Origin of the sequence: Roseovarius autotrophicus, from assembly GCF_018069895.1 — a bacterium.
Taxonomy (GTDB): Bacteria; Pseudomonadota; Alphaproteobacteria; order Rhodobacterales; family Rhodobacteraceae; genus Roseovarius; species Roseovarius autotrophicus.
In genome coordinates, this window is sequence record NZ_JAGQDH010000003.1 from 1 (window position 1) to 12,396 (window position 12,396).

Below are 12,396 nucleotides of genomic sequence, written 5' to 3' on the forward strand. Positions count from 1 at the left end.
TGGCCGTGGGCGTGATCCTGACGGTGGGGCTGGAATATTACCACACCACTGTCAGCCTGCGCTGGAGTTATGCAGAGGCGATGCCGCTGGTGCCACCGTTCGGAACGGGGTTGAGCCCGCTTTCGCAATGGATCGTGATCCCGCCGGTCGTGATCTGGCTGGCGCGTCGGCATCTGCTGGGTGTGCAAGCGATCCGTGACGGCGATGCATGAGACAACCAGTTCCTGCGCAGGATCGTCGTGACCGGACCCCCGGCCAGAGGCCTGCTGGTCAGCTGAAAGACCAGCGCCGACATCACCGTTGCGCTGTCGACGCCTGCCGAGCCTGGCATTCAGTACTCACTCAAGCTATTACAGCGCTTGAACTTTACTGATCGCGCAGGAACAGTCATCTTCATGGGTTTTCATGGTAGGTGATTACACAGAGGAGAACCGATATGCAGTTCCAACTGAATACCGATGCCAATATCCAAGGCGATGACCGACTGGCCGAAGTGGCCGAAACGCTTGTCACGTCGGCGCTCGGGCATCTGAGCGACCGTCTCACACGGATCGAGGTGCATCTGGTCGATGTGAACGGTGCCAAGGGCGGTAATGACGATATTCGCTGCACCGTCGAGGCGCGACCCGAGGGGATGCAGCCGCAGACAGTCACCCACAATGACGCCAATGTGGATGCAGCCTTGCGCGGCGCGGGAAAGAAGATCCGTTCCCTGCTGGAAAGCGAATTCGGCAAGCTGGGTCGGCGGTAACATTGACCATTTGATCTGGCGTTGAGCGTTCTGGAAAAGTGTTCGCCAGTCATTAACGTTCCTCCACCCACTTCGCCACAATCAGCCCCGGCAACGCGTCACGCGCCCGGGCTGCATCGCGGGCGATGTCCAGCCGCTTGCGCAGTTGGACCTGTGGGACCAGCAGGAATATCGGGACCGTGGTCACGCCTCGGCCTGTCCTCGATCTGCTCGCCACGGCGCGCTCGCGTGCATTGAGCCGCCCCTCCGCCACCAGCAGGCTGGGGCCCGTTCGCCGATAGACGAAACGCAGGCGCAGGCCCGAGCGGCGCTCCCATTCGCCGGGGGTAATCCGGCCGCCACGGGAGGACTTGCCTGCGGCAGGCGTGGGGATCGCCAGCCAAAATCCGTTGCGCGAGCGGATCAGCGGGCCGCTGTCATGCGCGCCGATGATGACCGGGGCCTTGGACCAGATCACGGCGGCTGCGCTGAGGCTGGGTCGACCTTTCGGGAACTGCTCGGATCGGATGGTATTGGCGAGGCGCTGACCGAGACCCGCGCCGGTGATCTGCCCGCGCCAGGCGGATTTTACGCCATTGCCCGCCTCGCTGACAGCCTGGCTGACGGCCCTCTCGCCCGCCTTGATCTCGGCGGCCATCAAGGCGACCAGATTGGGGGTGATATCCAGTTGCAACTTCATGCCGGCCTCAGATTTACGGTCCAGATGAGCCGCTCGCGGTCGCGGACAGGCTCGCCCTGGACGAGAAAGGCATCGCCCTCGATCTCGACCCGGTCGCCGGGGCGGGGCTCGGGCACCTCGGCCACGCGCAGGTCGATGCGGGTGGTCTCCGACCAGAGCCGCGCCTCGCCGAAGCCCGTGATCTCATCCGCGCGGCGCGTGACCACGCGGATGAGTTGGGGGGCGCCACCGTCGGCGATGTATGTGGCCTCAAAGGCGATGTTCGGATCGGCGAAGAGGTTGTCGATGGCGGCTGCAAAGACCGACATCGGCATCAGTTCGAGCTGTGCAGGCGGATCGCGAGGCGCGGCCGCTTGTTCACCGGCAGGATCGAGGCCTCGGTCATGAGATCAATCCAGCGGCCCTTCTCGTCGAGGTGCTGGCGGGCGTAGAGCGCCAGGCCGACGGTGTTGGCGGCCTCGAGCAGATTGGCAGGCCCGCCATAGGTGGTGAAGGTGTCGAACGTGCCGAGCGGGAAGGCGATACCCTCGCCTGCCGGGATGAAGCGCTCTGTTCCACCCCCCGAGAGGGTCGCGGAGCCCGTATATTCCTCGAAGAGGATCCCGGCGAAGGGGAAGGCGCGGCGCATGTCCTCGCGCAAGGGCTGGCCGCCAGTGGCGGAAAAGAACTTGTAGGCCTCCTCGGTCTTCGGGTGACTGATCAGCTTGTCGAAGAACTCGGAGCTGACCAGCGCATGGGCGGTGGTCATCGTCTCGCCGAGCAGGTTGTCCTCGATCGCGCGCAGCGTGGTGCGGGCCTTGCCCTGGATGTTGGTGCCGGCGGTGCCGAAGACGAAGTCGACCGAGATCTGCTCGAGCCCGAACTCGGTGAAGTAGTTGTAGAGGGTGGTGCCGGCGCCATCCTTCACGATGCCGCGCAGCGCGTTCATCTCCATGTATTCGCGGGTCTGAGCATGCTTGCGGCGCATCAGCGTAAGCTTGCGGTTCATAACCTCGACCAGCGGATCGGCGGAGTCGGACACGCCCAGCCCCGGCATGCTCGTCCTCGCTTGTGGTGGTGATGGTTGTGGCGGGGATCAGCTGCCCCAGAGGAAGCCCCAGCCGCGATCCCATCCGGCGGCGAAGGGGGCCGTGAGGCGGAACCGGCGGGCTTCCCGGTCTGTGAGAAAGATGTCTCCGACCTGCCGACGCGCCCGGACGGCGATGTCGATCTCGGCGGCACGTTCGGGTGCGCCACTCTCGGGCACGTCCTCGGGCGCGAGGATCCAGCTTGTGCCGCTGCCTGCGTCGATGGTGATACCGGGCGGCATGAGCGCCACGCCGGTGTCGGGATCGATCCAGCGCACCTCGATCGCATAGCTGACGCCCGGCTCCGGCCCGATGGAGGCGCCGGTATGATCGACGATCACGGGGCTGGCTTGGGTCAGCCGGTCGCGATGGGACCAGGTCAGCTCAACATCGCCCACGACCAGCGCATCGACGTCCGGTGCATAGCTGCCATCGACCTGCACCCGACCGGGCGGCAGGGGCCGGATGGCGCGGCGGTCCAGTGTGACGATGTCCTCGGGCGCGAGCGCAAAGGAAAGCGTGCCGCGACCGGTCTCGGGCAGCAGCCGGACCGCCAGCGTCTCGCCCGCCGCCCAGGAGTCCTCGGTGATCCGCGCGGCGTCATCGAAGAAGATCACCGGCGTTCCCGCCACATGCGCGCGCGGCACCGTATCGAGGGATCCCCGGCCAACTGTGAGACTTTCGGGGGAAATCCCATCCACACGGACCAACTCGCCACCAAGGCTCGCCAGCGTGCCGATCCCGATCTCGCCGATGTCGCGCCAGCCGGTGACGGTGAGGACGCGCGCCTCCGGATGGTCCGAGATGTCTGCCGCCAGCAGCACCGTCGGCCTCAGAGTGGCCCAGTTCGCGGACCAGCAGCCAGTATGGGGCCTCCTCGCCCATGGACTGCACGCGCGCGGTGTCGATCACGCTGACCGCCCCGGTCTCGTCGGTCCCGGTGTCGCTGAACCTCACGGTGACACTGTTGACCAGGTCTGACGGCGCGCGCCGCGCCAGCCGCCCCCAATCCACGACATTGGTCTCGTCGAACAGAGGCAGCGTTGCGGCTGTGTAGTCGGCCCGGATCAGCCTGATCTCCCAGAGCCCGGTCCTGCGGTCGATGAAGAGCGTCGCGTCGATATGGTCGAGCACGCTGGCGATGAACGCCTCGATCGAGCTGTCCTGCTGCCAGATCAGCGACAGGCCGAAGCCTTCGGCAAAGAGTGTGTCCGCCGCGGTAGTGAAGCTCGCCCCGATCTCGAAGGCGGAATATCCCAGACCCCAGTCGCGGTTGGTCAGACACTCCCGGATGATATGGGTCGGGTTCATGTCGGGGCCGTTGCCGAAGGCACCGCGCAGGGAGGCGAGCATCATCTGGCTGTCGTCGGGCGGGATCACCGGCACGCCGTCCCCAGGCGTGTTGTCGATCCGCGCGGTATGACTCGTGTCAGAGAGCGCGATGTTGAAGCCGAAGATGTCTGTGGGAGGCAGGGTGGCGATCGTGGCCTCGGCCGCATCGACCGAGGAAACTGGCTCAGGTACGCCATCGGTCACGAAGATCACGATCCGGCGTTTGTCCTCCCTGCGCGGGGCATTCTGGAACGGGAAGAGTGGGGCAGTTGAGCCGCTAGCGACGAAGAAGGCGCGGGCATCAGCGAAGGCCGCATCAAAACTGGTGCCGCCCGCAGTGCTGTTCGACAGCCCCAGCATCCAGTCTTCCAGATCGGCGTAATCCTGCGCGTCCATGTCGCGCCGCTCGATCGCGTCCGCGACGGCGGTGTTCCAGAGCACGATACGGATGTCGTTGGGGCGATCAGGATCGACGCTGGCGCCGATCTCGCGGATCAGCGCCGCCACACCCGCCTTCTGGGCGGCCATGCGCGTGCCCGACATAGAGCCTGAGACGTCAAGCGCGATATGGATCGCGGCGTCCGAGATATTGGCCTCGGGCACGATGGGCGCCTTCTCGGGATACCATTGTGCAGCACCCGCCTCGCCGGTCTGCACGCGCGTGACGCGCACCGCCCAGGGCTTGAGATACGGATTGACGCCGAGATAGACCTGCCGCAGCACCAGGCTGCAAAGCCCGCGATAGCCGGGAACGTCGCCGTTCATGGCTGCTGCGAGGTAATCGTTCTGCCCCTGGCCCGGCCCGCCCATCAGCACATCGACATCGCCTCTGATCCCGCCCTCGCGCTTCTCGCCGCCGAAGAGATCGGGCTTGTTGATGCGGATGCGCCCACCACCGGCACCTGCGTTGCTTGCTCCTGTTGTGGCTATGAGGACCTCGACCGCTTGCGCCGGAAAACTCAGCGCCTCCGGCAGGACGGACCAGGTGGTGACATTGGCGGCGGCGTCGAAGGTGACGCTGCGCAGCGTGATGGTCTGGCTGGTGCCATTCGCAAGCAGCAAGCGGTAGTCGCGCTCCACACGCACGCCTGCAAGCGTCCCCGGAAAGGTGATCGTGGCACTGGTGTCGCCCGCCAGCGCAGCCGTGGCCGCCATGTCCGCCACCGTGCCGAGGGGCGTCTCCACGACAGCACCCCCGCCCGAGACACTTTCGCCAGCGGTGACCGACCAGGCGGTGCGGCTGTCGACAAGGATCTCGCGGATGGCATCGACGGGGCCGTGGCAGAGCGCCAGATGCATCCCCAGCGAATAGCGAAAGCCGACGGTCTGCTTCTTGCTACGCCCGCCCATCGGCACCCTCCCGTTCCCGCGCCTCGCGCGCCTCGGCGGCGGCAATCACCGGCCCGACCAGCGCATCGCCCGTGGCGCGCATCCGCTCGGCCGCGATGCCGTGATCGAGAAACGCCTGCCACTCAAACCCCTGGCGGCGAAACCATTGCCGCGTGCCGGCGAGGCAGTAGCGCACGGTGCGCATGTCCTGGACTGTCACGCGGGTCATTTCTTGCCGCCTTTCTTGCGGATGGGAGCGACCTTGAGATCGCCCGCCCAGACCACGTTGGGCCCGGTGATCAGCACCGTCCCGAAGACCACCGGGATCGGTCGGCCTTCCTCGGCGGTGGGCAGCGAGAAGTCGTCGAGCCCGGCGGCCGTTGGCTTCTCGATCCTGGGGCGCGGGCTCAGGACGAAGGAAATCGCCGAGAGCAAGAGGCCGATGGCAAGTTGCGCGATGAAGTTGAAGACCATTGCGGACGACTTTCAGTGGTCGCGCTTGCGAAGCGGGAAAGTCGCGAAACTTTCCCTGCAAGCGCTCGGGTCAGACGATGGAGCCGCCGCCGAGCGGATTGCGGCCGGGGATCTCGGGGAAGCCCCCGAAGTTCCGGAGATTGGCAAACTTGTTCACGCAGGTGGCGGCGCGCAGATCGCAGCCTGGGGCAATGTCGACAAGCACGGGCATTGGGTCGCCCGTCTCCGGGTCGATCTCCGGCGCGGCGAGCGCCGCTGCCAGCGCCGAGAACGGGCGCGAGAGCATCACCACAGCGCCCGCATGGCCCGTGATGAAGCCGAGTTCTGGCCCGAACCGCAGCACGCCGGCCCGGAACCAGCCGTCCGGATACTCCGCAGCCTCGGGGATGGTCACGAGCCCCCCCGCGACCGCCGTCACCGCCCCGGTCAGCCAGAATAGCGCGATATCCAGCGTGCAGCCGCGCCCGTAATGCGCATGGCGACAAAGCCGCTGGTACTTCGCCCGCACGCCCGCGCGGCGCAGCGTGCTGAAGATCGACTCCGCCTGCAGAATGATCCGCTGCCCCTCGACCTCGGCACCCATCACGCGGCCCTTCCAATGCGCCACCGTCTCGCCCGGCACCTGCTCATGCCCGCGGAAGATGGTCAGCGTCACCGGCATGTTGCCCTGGGGCGCGAGGAATCGCCGTGCGAAAGGATGCGAGAGCGGCCAGGTCAGTTCCAGCCGCCCCCGCTCGATCTCGCTGGTCTGTACCACATCACCATGGGCCACGGCGGCAGGCTCCCAGATGATCTCCGTCCCGCCGCCCCCCGCGCTGGTCCAGGCCGCCGCCCGGCTGGTGAAGCGCCAGACCTGTTCGCCTTCCACGAACTGGTAGAGGTAATAGGGGCGGCCGTCGGCGGTTGAGGACTCGATGCTGGAATAGGTCATTCGGGCACCTCGATGACGGGCAGAGTCACCTCGCTTGCCACAGCCCCGTGCTGGATCTCGACGCGGTCGGCATCCGCGCGCATCGCGGTCAGGAAATGCACCTTCGTCCCCACGGGCACCATCTCTCCGAGATTCGACGAGAGCGTCAGCCGGTGGTCCCCGCCGTCCTCGATCGCGGCGGTGATTGTCCGAAACCGTAGCGCGCCCGGCATTTCCAGCATGATCCGGCGGCCGACATAGGCGTCCAGCGTCGCGACCGGCGCCACGCGCATCAGCACCGAGCCCGAGCTCATGGGGCTGCGCAGTTGCAGCTCGTGGCCCCAGCTCGGCAGCCAGAAGCTGGCCTGCCGTCCGCGAAGCGACCAGAGCCAGCGGCGCAGCGCCCAGCGCGCCGTTGGACCTTGCGCCTTCAGCGTGATCGTCTCGCTGCGCTCGAACACGTCGCGCAGCGGTTCGACTTTGAGCGGGCCGAAGCCGTTGTCGACATATTCCACCGCACGGCGCAGGCTGGCGGTGAGCGGGTGGCGCACAAGGCTCGGGTCGGTCTGGACCGGGCGGCCGAGATAGGTGGGCAGCACCGGCGCTGCGATGTCCGGTGCATCGCGCAGCAGGAAGCTCGCTGTGACCGTGCCATCGCTTTGCCTGCGGCGGGTGACCTCGATGGCGGAGGTCAGCACGCCTGCGCGGATCGGCGCGACCGTGATGCGCTGCGCGGCCACCGCCACAGCGGGAAGCTGCAAAACACGCGGCTCTGTCAGGATCAGCCGGTCGGCCTGAACGCTGGCGATGGCCACTGCCGCTGCCTCCCCGCCGTCCACAGCGATGGCCACTAGGCCGCCGGCCCGGTAATCTGCCGCGCCCGTGTTGATCAGGATCTGGGTGTCACCCTGCACCAGATCGGCGTCGGGCTGCTGTGCCATGTGCCAGAGCGGCACGTTCCAGTCTCCGGCAAAGCCCGCGCGCGTCAATTCCGCCGCCCGTGCTATGCCAAGCGCATCCAGCCTGTGCCGGAAAGTGACGATCTCCCGCGGCCGTGGCCGGAGCGCGATGCGCTGTTCTCCCGCACGCGATGGCAGCACATCGGTCCGCCATTCCAGCACCTCGGTGATTTCCTGTGCCGCCGGGAAGGGCCAGAATGCCTGAGGACCTGCGACTTCAGGCATTCAGCGCATTCCGGTTGCGACGGATGACATTCAGGATGGCCCGCTCGCCCGAGGGTGTGGCGAGGTAGTCGCCCACCACTGACGGGTCGAGCACGTTGATGATGCGCGTCGATAGGTCCTGTGCGGGCTGTGACGCTTCCCCGCCGCTCATCTCGACCCCGAGCCGCCCGTCGCGCCCGCGGCGCAGCGGCAGGATCGCCTCGGGCCCGGCCTCGCCCATCAGCCCGATGCCTTGAGCAAAGGGAAACACCGTGGGACGGTTGACCACACCGCCGCGCGCAAAGGCCGTCAGGTCCTGTCCACCCGCGAAAACACCACCGCGCGCGAAGCCGAAGAGGCTTGCGAGGAACCCGCCGCCGCCGCCCATGCCCGAGAAAGCGCTGAGCAACGCGTTCTCGATCGGCTTGAAGGCCTGCTCGATCAGCCGGTTCGCGAGGTTCTGGGCGATCCGCGAGATGGCGCCGGCGAACTTGCAGTTACCCATAAGTGTCAGTCGGGGGCCTTGCGAGACGGGCACCTTCGACGAGGTCGACGAGACGTGAGAAGCCGCGCCATATGACCGTCGTCCCTGGCGGTGCGTCGGAAGCGCGGTCGAGATAGCCTCCGAGTCGTGCGACTGCCCTGACGTAGAACTCCAGGTCGCGAAGTGCGTGCTGCTTCCGTTCCGGTGTAGTTTGGTCGAGCAGTTGGCGCTCGTCTTCCGTGAAGACAGCAGCGGGGTCGGCTGTGGGTGTCTTGCGGCTGAGCATTGCCAACCATGTAACCCGCCATGTCACCACACAGCAGAGTGCGATGCAGTTGGCCAGGCGATCGGCCGTGGCCAAGCGTAGTTCCTCGATCCGGCAGCCGGTCTTCAGCGTCCGGAAGAAGGTCTCGATTTTCCAGCGCAGGGCGTACCATTCGAGCTTGTTCACCGCTTCCGCGTGGCACCCGACAGGCAGGTTCGTGATCAACTTCCAGAATAGGGGCGCCCTATCCTCCGGCGGATTGAGTTCCTCGGCATGGATGATCTGTAGTTCCTGATGCTTGTATTTTCGCTGCTTTCCGATCGGCGGACAAACCGTCATAGTGGCATACCGGACCGACAGGACGGCGCAATGCGTCTTGCCCTGCGCATCCCGGAACCGCACCTCGTGGGTGCCGCTGGCCTGCACCTCCGCCATGACCTTGGCGATGGTCGTCCCGCCATCTTCTGCCAGGCGGTCGACGCAGCTCCGGACCAAGAAGCCAGTCCCGAGTTCCTCCGCCAGGCAGTACAGCTCGTAGATGTCGCTCTCCCTGTCTCCGACATGCACACAACGCTCCGGCGCACCCGCCAACTCGGTCGACAGGCGCAGATTGTCGAGCCAGCGCATGCTTTCCTTTTGCTCAATGGGCACGCGGGTCGGATTGATCCTGCGCTTGAGCGCGGCGCTGCCAAAGCGGCGGTCGGCGCATTCGTTCGCGACGCGCCAGCTCATTGCAGGGCCTCGCCATGCCCGAAACCGGCCTCAACTTGTACAGGTTTTGTACAGAAATCCTGTCTGCCGCCCCAGATTTCCCGGAAATCAAACGGACGTTTCTGCAGCCGCTTTCGCAAGCCCTGAGAAGACGCCATATTTTACTCGGGTTTTTGGTGACCCCGGCAGGATTCGAACCTGCAACCTGCCCCTTAGGAGGGGGCTGCTCTATCCAGTTGAGCCACGGGGCCGCTGGGCGCCTGATTAGCGGCTCTGGCGGCGTTTGTCATCGGCGTTTTCGCCGCGCGGCTGCATGTGCTGGCGGGGTGGTCTTGACATTCTCTCCGAAATAATTAGGAATCCTATTTATTGGAGGTTGAAATGCCCGACACATCCCGACAGATTGCCGCCGCAATCGGACGGCTCACGCTCTACTGGCGCGCTGCATCCTGGCAGACGGTGGCCGAGCGCGGCCTGAACCCGGCGCAGGCGGAAATCCTTGGCCATCTGGCGCGGCGTGGCCCCGCGCGGCAGGTATCGCTTGCTGCCGCTCTTGGGGTCAGCGCGGCAAGCCTGAGCGATTCGGTGGCAAGCCTTCTTGCCAAGGGTCTGGTCGCGCGCCACCCCGACCCGAAGGACGGGCGCGCGGTGCGGGTGGCGCTGACGGAAACCGGCGCGGCGCTTCAGGCCGCCTTACCCGAGGCCCCGGCGCCGCTTCTGAGCGCGCTCGACGATCTGCCCGAGACCGAGGCGGGTGCGGCGTTGCGCGCGCTGTCAATGCTCATCCGCGCCTTGCAGGAGGCACGCGCGATCCCGGTGCAGCGCCTGTGCGTGACCTGCACGTATTTCCAGCCCTACCGGCATGACGATGCGGCCGCGCCGCATCATTGCGGTTTCGTGGACGCGGCCTTTGGCGATGCGGCGCTGCGCATCGACTGCGCCGACCACGAAGACACCACGGAGGAAAGACGCGCCGCCATCGCCGCGCGTCTGGCGGCCGTGGGATGACGGTGGGCATCCGGTCCGGTGGAGCGGCTCGGATGCCCTTTGATGCAACCCTCTCTGATAACGAAAAGGAAGCGACCCATGATGACACGTAATGACCTGATGCGCCATGTCGGCGCGCTGCTGTTTGTTGGCGCGGCCACGGCCACCCTCGCCGCCGGGGTGGGGGTGCCCTATCCCGACGGCTATCGCGATTGGACCCATGTCAAGAGCATGGTGATCGAGGACGGCCACCCGCTTTACGAAAGCTTTGGCGGAATTCATCACCTTTATGCCAATGACACTGCCATGGCGGGGTATCGCTCGGGCAGTTTTCCCGAGGGGTCGGTGATCGTCTTCGACCTTTTGGAGGCGGTCAGTGCCGATGCCACGCTGAGCGAGGGCGCGCGCAAGGTGCTGGGCGTGATGGTCAGGGACAGCGCCGCCTATTCCGAGACCGGCGGCTGGGGCTATGAGGGCTGGGCTGGGGGCGACCCAAGCCAGCCTGTTGTGGGCGCGGCGGCGGCGGAGGCCTGCTATGCCTGCCATACGGCGGTGGAGGAGACCGGCTTTGTCTTTTCCGCTTATCGCGAATGAGCACAGAGCGCATGGCGGCGGGTCATCGACCCGCCGCCCCAGATCGGAGAATGCCATGATCGACACGCCCGAATGGCACGCAAGCCAGTGGTTCAACACCGACAAGCCCCTGAGTATCAGGGATTTTCGGGGCAGGGTGCTGGCGGTGGAGGCGTTCCAGATGCTGTGCCCCGGCTGTGTGGGCCATGGCCTGCCGCAGGCCGCCCGCATCGCCGCCACCTTCGATCCGGCGCAGGTCGCGGTGATCGGCCTGCACACGGTGTTCGAGCATCACGCCGCCATGCCGCCCGTCGCACTTGAGGCATTCCTGCACGAATACCGCATCCGTTTTCCCGTGGCGGTGGATGCGCCGGGCCCTGGCCCGGTGCCGCGCACCATGGGCGACTGGGGGCTTCAGGGCACGCCGACGTTGCTTTTGTTCGATGCCGCGGGGCAGATGCGCGCGCGTCACTTCGGGCAGGTATCTGACCTCGCGCTTGGCGCGCAGATCATGCGGCTCGTTCTGGAAACGGACGGCAGTGACACGCGCGCTTGAACGTGGCGACGGGTTTGGCTACCACGAAGGGACGGTTTCCCATCTGGATTGTCTGCCTTGTCACCCAATGACCGCCACCCGCTGACCCTGCGCGACGTCTCCGAGGCGGCGGGCGTGTCGGAAATGACGGTGAGCCGGGTGTTACGCAACAAGCGCGACGTCTCCGAAGCCACACGCGTGCGGGTTCTGGAGGCAGCGCGGCTGCTGGGATACGTGCCCAACAAGATCGCCGGTGCGCTGGCCAGCCAGAGGGTCAATCTGGTGGCGGTGATCATCCCGTCCATGTCCAACATGGTCTTTCCCGAGGTGATGACCGGGATCAGTCAGGTGCTTGATGAAACAGGGCTTCAACCGGTGGTGGGGCTGACGGGCTATCGCCCCGAAAAGGAAGAGCAGGTGCTCTACGAGATGCTGTCGTGGCGGCCCACGGGGGTGATCATCGCGGGGCTGGAACATTCTGACGCGAGCCGTGCGATGCTGGCCGCGTCAGGGATTCCTGTGGTCGAGATCATGGATGTGGACGGCACGCCGGTGGATTCGGTTGTGGGCATCTCGCATCGCCGCGCTGGACAGCAGATGGCACAGGCGATCATCAGGGCGGGATATCGGCGGATCGGGTTCATGGGCACGAAAATGCCGCTTGACCACCGGGCGCGAAAACGCTTCGAGGGGTTCACCGAGGCGCTGGCCAAGGCCGGGATCGAGGTGGCGGATCAGGAGTTCTATTCCGGCGGGTCGGCGCTTGCCAAGGGCCGCGAGATGACGGCAGAGATGCTGGCGCGAACGCCAGATCTGGATTTTCTATATTATTCCAACGACATGATAGGGGCAGGGGGATTGCTCTACCTGCTTGAGCAGGGGGCGGACATTCCGGGCAGCATCGGGCTTGCAGGGTTCAACGGGGTTGAGTTGCTGGAGGGGTTGCCGCGTCGACTTGCCACGATGGACGCTTGCCGACTGGAGATCGGGCGCCGCGCCGCCGAGATTATCGCCGCCCATGCCGCCCATCCCGAGGCCCCGCGCGAGCCGGTGCGCATCGCGCTGGAACCGCGCCTGTCGCTTGGCGACACGCTGCGAAAGCCCTGAAAACCCGCGATTTGTCAGGCATCGTGAAA

15 protein-coding genes, 1 tRNA gene and 2 pseudogenes are annotated in these 12,396 nt (G+C 66.0%); 6 read left to right on the forward strand and 12 right to left on the reverse strand.

Annotation, left to right across the window (positions count from 1 at the left end):
* Both KAK09_RS04525 and KAK09_RS04530 read left to right on the forward strand, forming a co-directional pair.
* Positions 1–212, forward strand: a pseudogene (locus KAK09_RS04525) (hypothetical protein); the annotation flags it as partial.
* A gap of 224 nt (positions 213–436) precedes the next feature.
* Positions 437–751 (forward strand): HPF/RaiA family ribosome-associated protein, encoded by a 315-nt coding sequence (locus KAK09_RS04530; protein WP_210877673.1) that lies wholly within the window; start codon positions 437–439, stop codon positions 749–751.
* A 52-nt stretch (positions 752–803) separates the two neighbouring features.
* Here KAK09_RS04530 and KAK09_RS04535 read toward each other — a convergent pair whose 3' ends face one another.
* The 12 genes and pseudogenes from KAK09_RS04535 to KAK09_RS04585 form a co-directional block, all read right to left on the reverse strand.
* A complete protein-coding gene (locus tag KAK09_RS04535) occupies positions 804–1,430 on the reverse strand; it encodes a DUF6441 family protein (protein WP_210877674.1) in 627 nt (208 codons plus the stop codon).
* Complete coding sequence (locus KAK09_RS04540) at positions 1,427–1,738, reverse strand: head-tail joining protein (protein ID WP_210878020.1); 312 nt, start codon at positions 1,736–1,738, stop codon at positions 1,427–1,429. Before KAK09_RS04540 ends, KAK09_RS04535 begins: the two co-directional genes overlap by 4 nt.
* A 5-nt stretch (positions 1,739–1,743) precedes the next feature.
* Positions 1,744–2,463 (reverse strand): annotated as a pseudogene (locus KAK09_RS04545) (major capsid protein); the annotation flags it as partial.
* Positions 2,464–2,505: 42 nt separating this feature from the next.
* Entirely contained in the window at positions 2,506–3,114 is a 609-nt protein-coding gene (locus KAK09_RS18665) for a hypothetical protein (RefSeq protein ID WP_247651071.1), read from the reverse strand.
* On the reverse strand, positions 3,098–5,179 hold the full coding sequence (locus KAK09_RS04550; protein ID WP_247651072.1) for a vWA domain-containing protein: 2,082 nt from the start codon (positions 5,177–5,179) through the stop codon (positions 3,098–3,100). Before KAK09_RS04550 ends, KAK09_RS18665 begins: the two co-directional genes overlap by 17 nt.
* Positions 5,166–5,387 (reverse strand): hypothetical protein, encoded by a 222-nt coding sequence (locus tag KAK09_RS04555; protein WP_210877675.1) that lies wholly within the window; start codon positions 5,385–5,387, stop codon positions 5,166–5,168. Before KAK09_RS04555 ends, KAK09_RS04550 begins: the two co-directional genes overlap by 14 nt.
* The gene (locus KAK09_RS04560) at positions 5,384–5,632 is read right to left on the reverse strand and encodes a hypothetical protein (RefSeq protein ID WP_210877676.1); all 249 of its coding nucleotides are present in this window, start codon (positions 5,630–5,632) and stop codon (positions 5,384–5,386) included. Before KAK09_RS04560 ends, KAK09_RS04555 begins: the two co-directional genes overlap by 4 nt.
* A gap of 70 nt (positions 5,633–5,702) precedes the next feature.
* Positions 5,703–6,563 carry a phage BR0599 family protein gene (locus KAK09_RS04565; protein ID WP_210877677.1) on the reverse strand — a complete coding sequence of 287 codons (861 nt, stop codon included), beginning with the start codon at positions 6,561–6,563 and terminating at the stop codon, positions 5,703–5,705.
* Complete coding sequence (locus tag KAK09_RS04570) at positions 6,560–7,726, reverse strand: hypothetical protein (protein WP_210877678.1); 1,167 nt, start codon at positions 7,724–7,726, stop codon at positions 6,560–6,562. The genes KAK09_RS04565 and KAK09_RS04570 overlap by 4 nt, the downstream gene beginning before the upstream one ends.
* Positions 7,719–8,210 (reverse strand): phage tail tape measure protein, encoded by a 492-nt coding sequence (locus KAK09_RS04575; protein ID WP_247651073.1) that lies wholly within the window; start codon positions 8,208–8,210, stop codon positions 7,719–7,721. The genes KAK09_RS04570 and KAK09_RS04575 overlap by 8 nt, the downstream gene beginning before the upstream one ends.
* Positions 8,203–9,186, reverse strand: coding sequence for an IS4 family transposase (locus tag KAK09_RS04580; protein ID WP_247651074.1), 984 nt, complete (start codon positions 9,184–9,186; stop codon positions 8,203–8,205). The genes KAK09_RS04575 and KAK09_RS04580 overlap by 8 nt, the downstream gene beginning before the upstream one ends.
* Before the next feature lie 153 nt (positions 9,187–9,339).
* A tRNA-Arg gene (locus tag KAK09_RS04585) sits at positions 9,340–9,416 on the reverse strand.
* Between the two features lie 130 nt (positions 9,417–9,546).
* Between KAK09_RS04585 and KAK09_RS04590 the strand changes: the two genes are divergently transcribed.
* The 4 genes from KAK09_RS04590 to KAK09_RS04605 all read left to right on the forward strand — a co-directional run bounded on the left by KAK09_RS04590 (position 9,547) and on the right by KAK09_RS04605 (position 12,367).
* Positions 9,547–10,173, forward strand: a complete 627-nt coding sequence (locus KAK09_RS04590; RefSeq protein WP_210877679.1) for a MarR family winged helix-turn-helix transcriptional regulator — start codon at positions 9,547–9,549, stop codon at positions 10,171–10,173.
* A 78-nt stretch (positions 10,174–10,251) separates the two neighbouring features.
* On the forward strand, positions 10,252–10,746 hold the full coding sequence (locus KAK09_RS04595; RefSeq protein WP_210877680.1) for a cytochrome P460 family protein: 495 nt from the start codon (positions 10,252–10,254) through the stop codon (positions 10,744–10,746).
* A 55-nt stretch (positions 10,747–10,801) separates the two neighbouring features.
* The gene (locus KAK09_RS04600) at positions 10,802–11,281 is read left to right on the forward strand and encodes a thioredoxin domain-containing protein (protein WP_210877681.1); all 480 of its coding nucleotides are present in this window, start codon (positions 10,802–10,804) and stop codon (positions 11,279–11,281) included.
* A 57-nt stretch (positions 11,282–11,338) separates the two neighbouring features.
* Positions 11,339–12,367, forward strand: a complete 1,029-nt coding sequence (locus KAK09_RS04605; RefSeq protein ID WP_210877682.1) for a LacI family DNA-binding transcriptional regulator — start codon at positions 11,339–11,341, stop codon at positions 12,365–12,367.
* Positions 12,368–12,396 lie beyond the last annotated feature (29 nt).

Coding starts and splice junctions, on each gene's coding strand:
- KAK09_RS04575 (WP_247651073.1), bottom strand. CDS start 8,210: ATGGGTAACTGCAAGTTCGCCGGCGCCATCTCGCGGATCGCCCAGAAC.
- KAK09_RS04550 (WP_247651072.1), bottom strand. CDS start 5,179: ATGGGCGGGCGTAGCAAGAAGCAGACCGTCGGCTTTCGCTATTCGCTG.
- KAK09_RS04570 (WP_210877678.1), bottom strand. CDS start 7,726: ATGCCTGAAGTCGCAGGTCCTCAGGCATTCTGGCCCTTCCCGGCGGCA.
- KAK09_RS04560 (WP_210877676.1), bottom strand. CDS start 5,632: ATGGTCTTCAACTTCATCGCGCAACTTGCCATCGGCCTCTTGCTCTCG.
- KAK09_RS04535 (WP_210877674.1), bottom strand. CDS start 1,430: ATGAAGTTGCAACTGGATATCACCCCCAATCTGGTCGCCTTGATGGCC.
- KAK09_RS04600 (WP_210877681.1), top strand. CDS start 10,802: ATGATCGACACGCCCGAATGGCACGCAAGCCAGTGGTTCAACACCGAC.
- KAK09_RS04555 (WP_210877675.1), bottom strand. CDS start 5,387: ATGACCCGCGTGACAGTCCAGGACATGCGCACCGTGCGCTACTGCCTC.
- KAK09_RS04530 (WP_210877673.1), top strand. CDS start 437: ATGCAGTTCCAACTGAATACCGATGCCAATATCCAAGGCGATGACCGA.
- KAK09_RS04590 (WP_210877679.1), top strand. CDS start 9,547: ATGCCCGACACATCCCGACAGATTGCCGCCGCAATCGGACGGCTCACG.
- KAK09_RS04540 (WP_210878020.1), bottom strand. CDS start 1,738: ATGTCGGTCTTTGCAGCCGCCATCGACAACCTCTTCGCCGATCCGAAC.
- KAK09_RS04580 (WP_247651074.1), bottom strand. CDS start 9,186: ATGAGCTGGCGCGTCGCGAACGAATGCGCCGACCGCCGCTTTGGCAGC.
- KAK09_RS04595 (WP_210877680.1), top strand. CDS start 10,252: ATGATGACACGTAATGACCTGATGCGCCATGTCGGCGCGCTGCTGTTT.
- KAK09_RS04565 (WP_210877677.1), bottom strand. CDS start 6,563: ATGACCTATTCCAGCATCGAGTCCTCAACCGCCGACGGCCGCCCCTAT.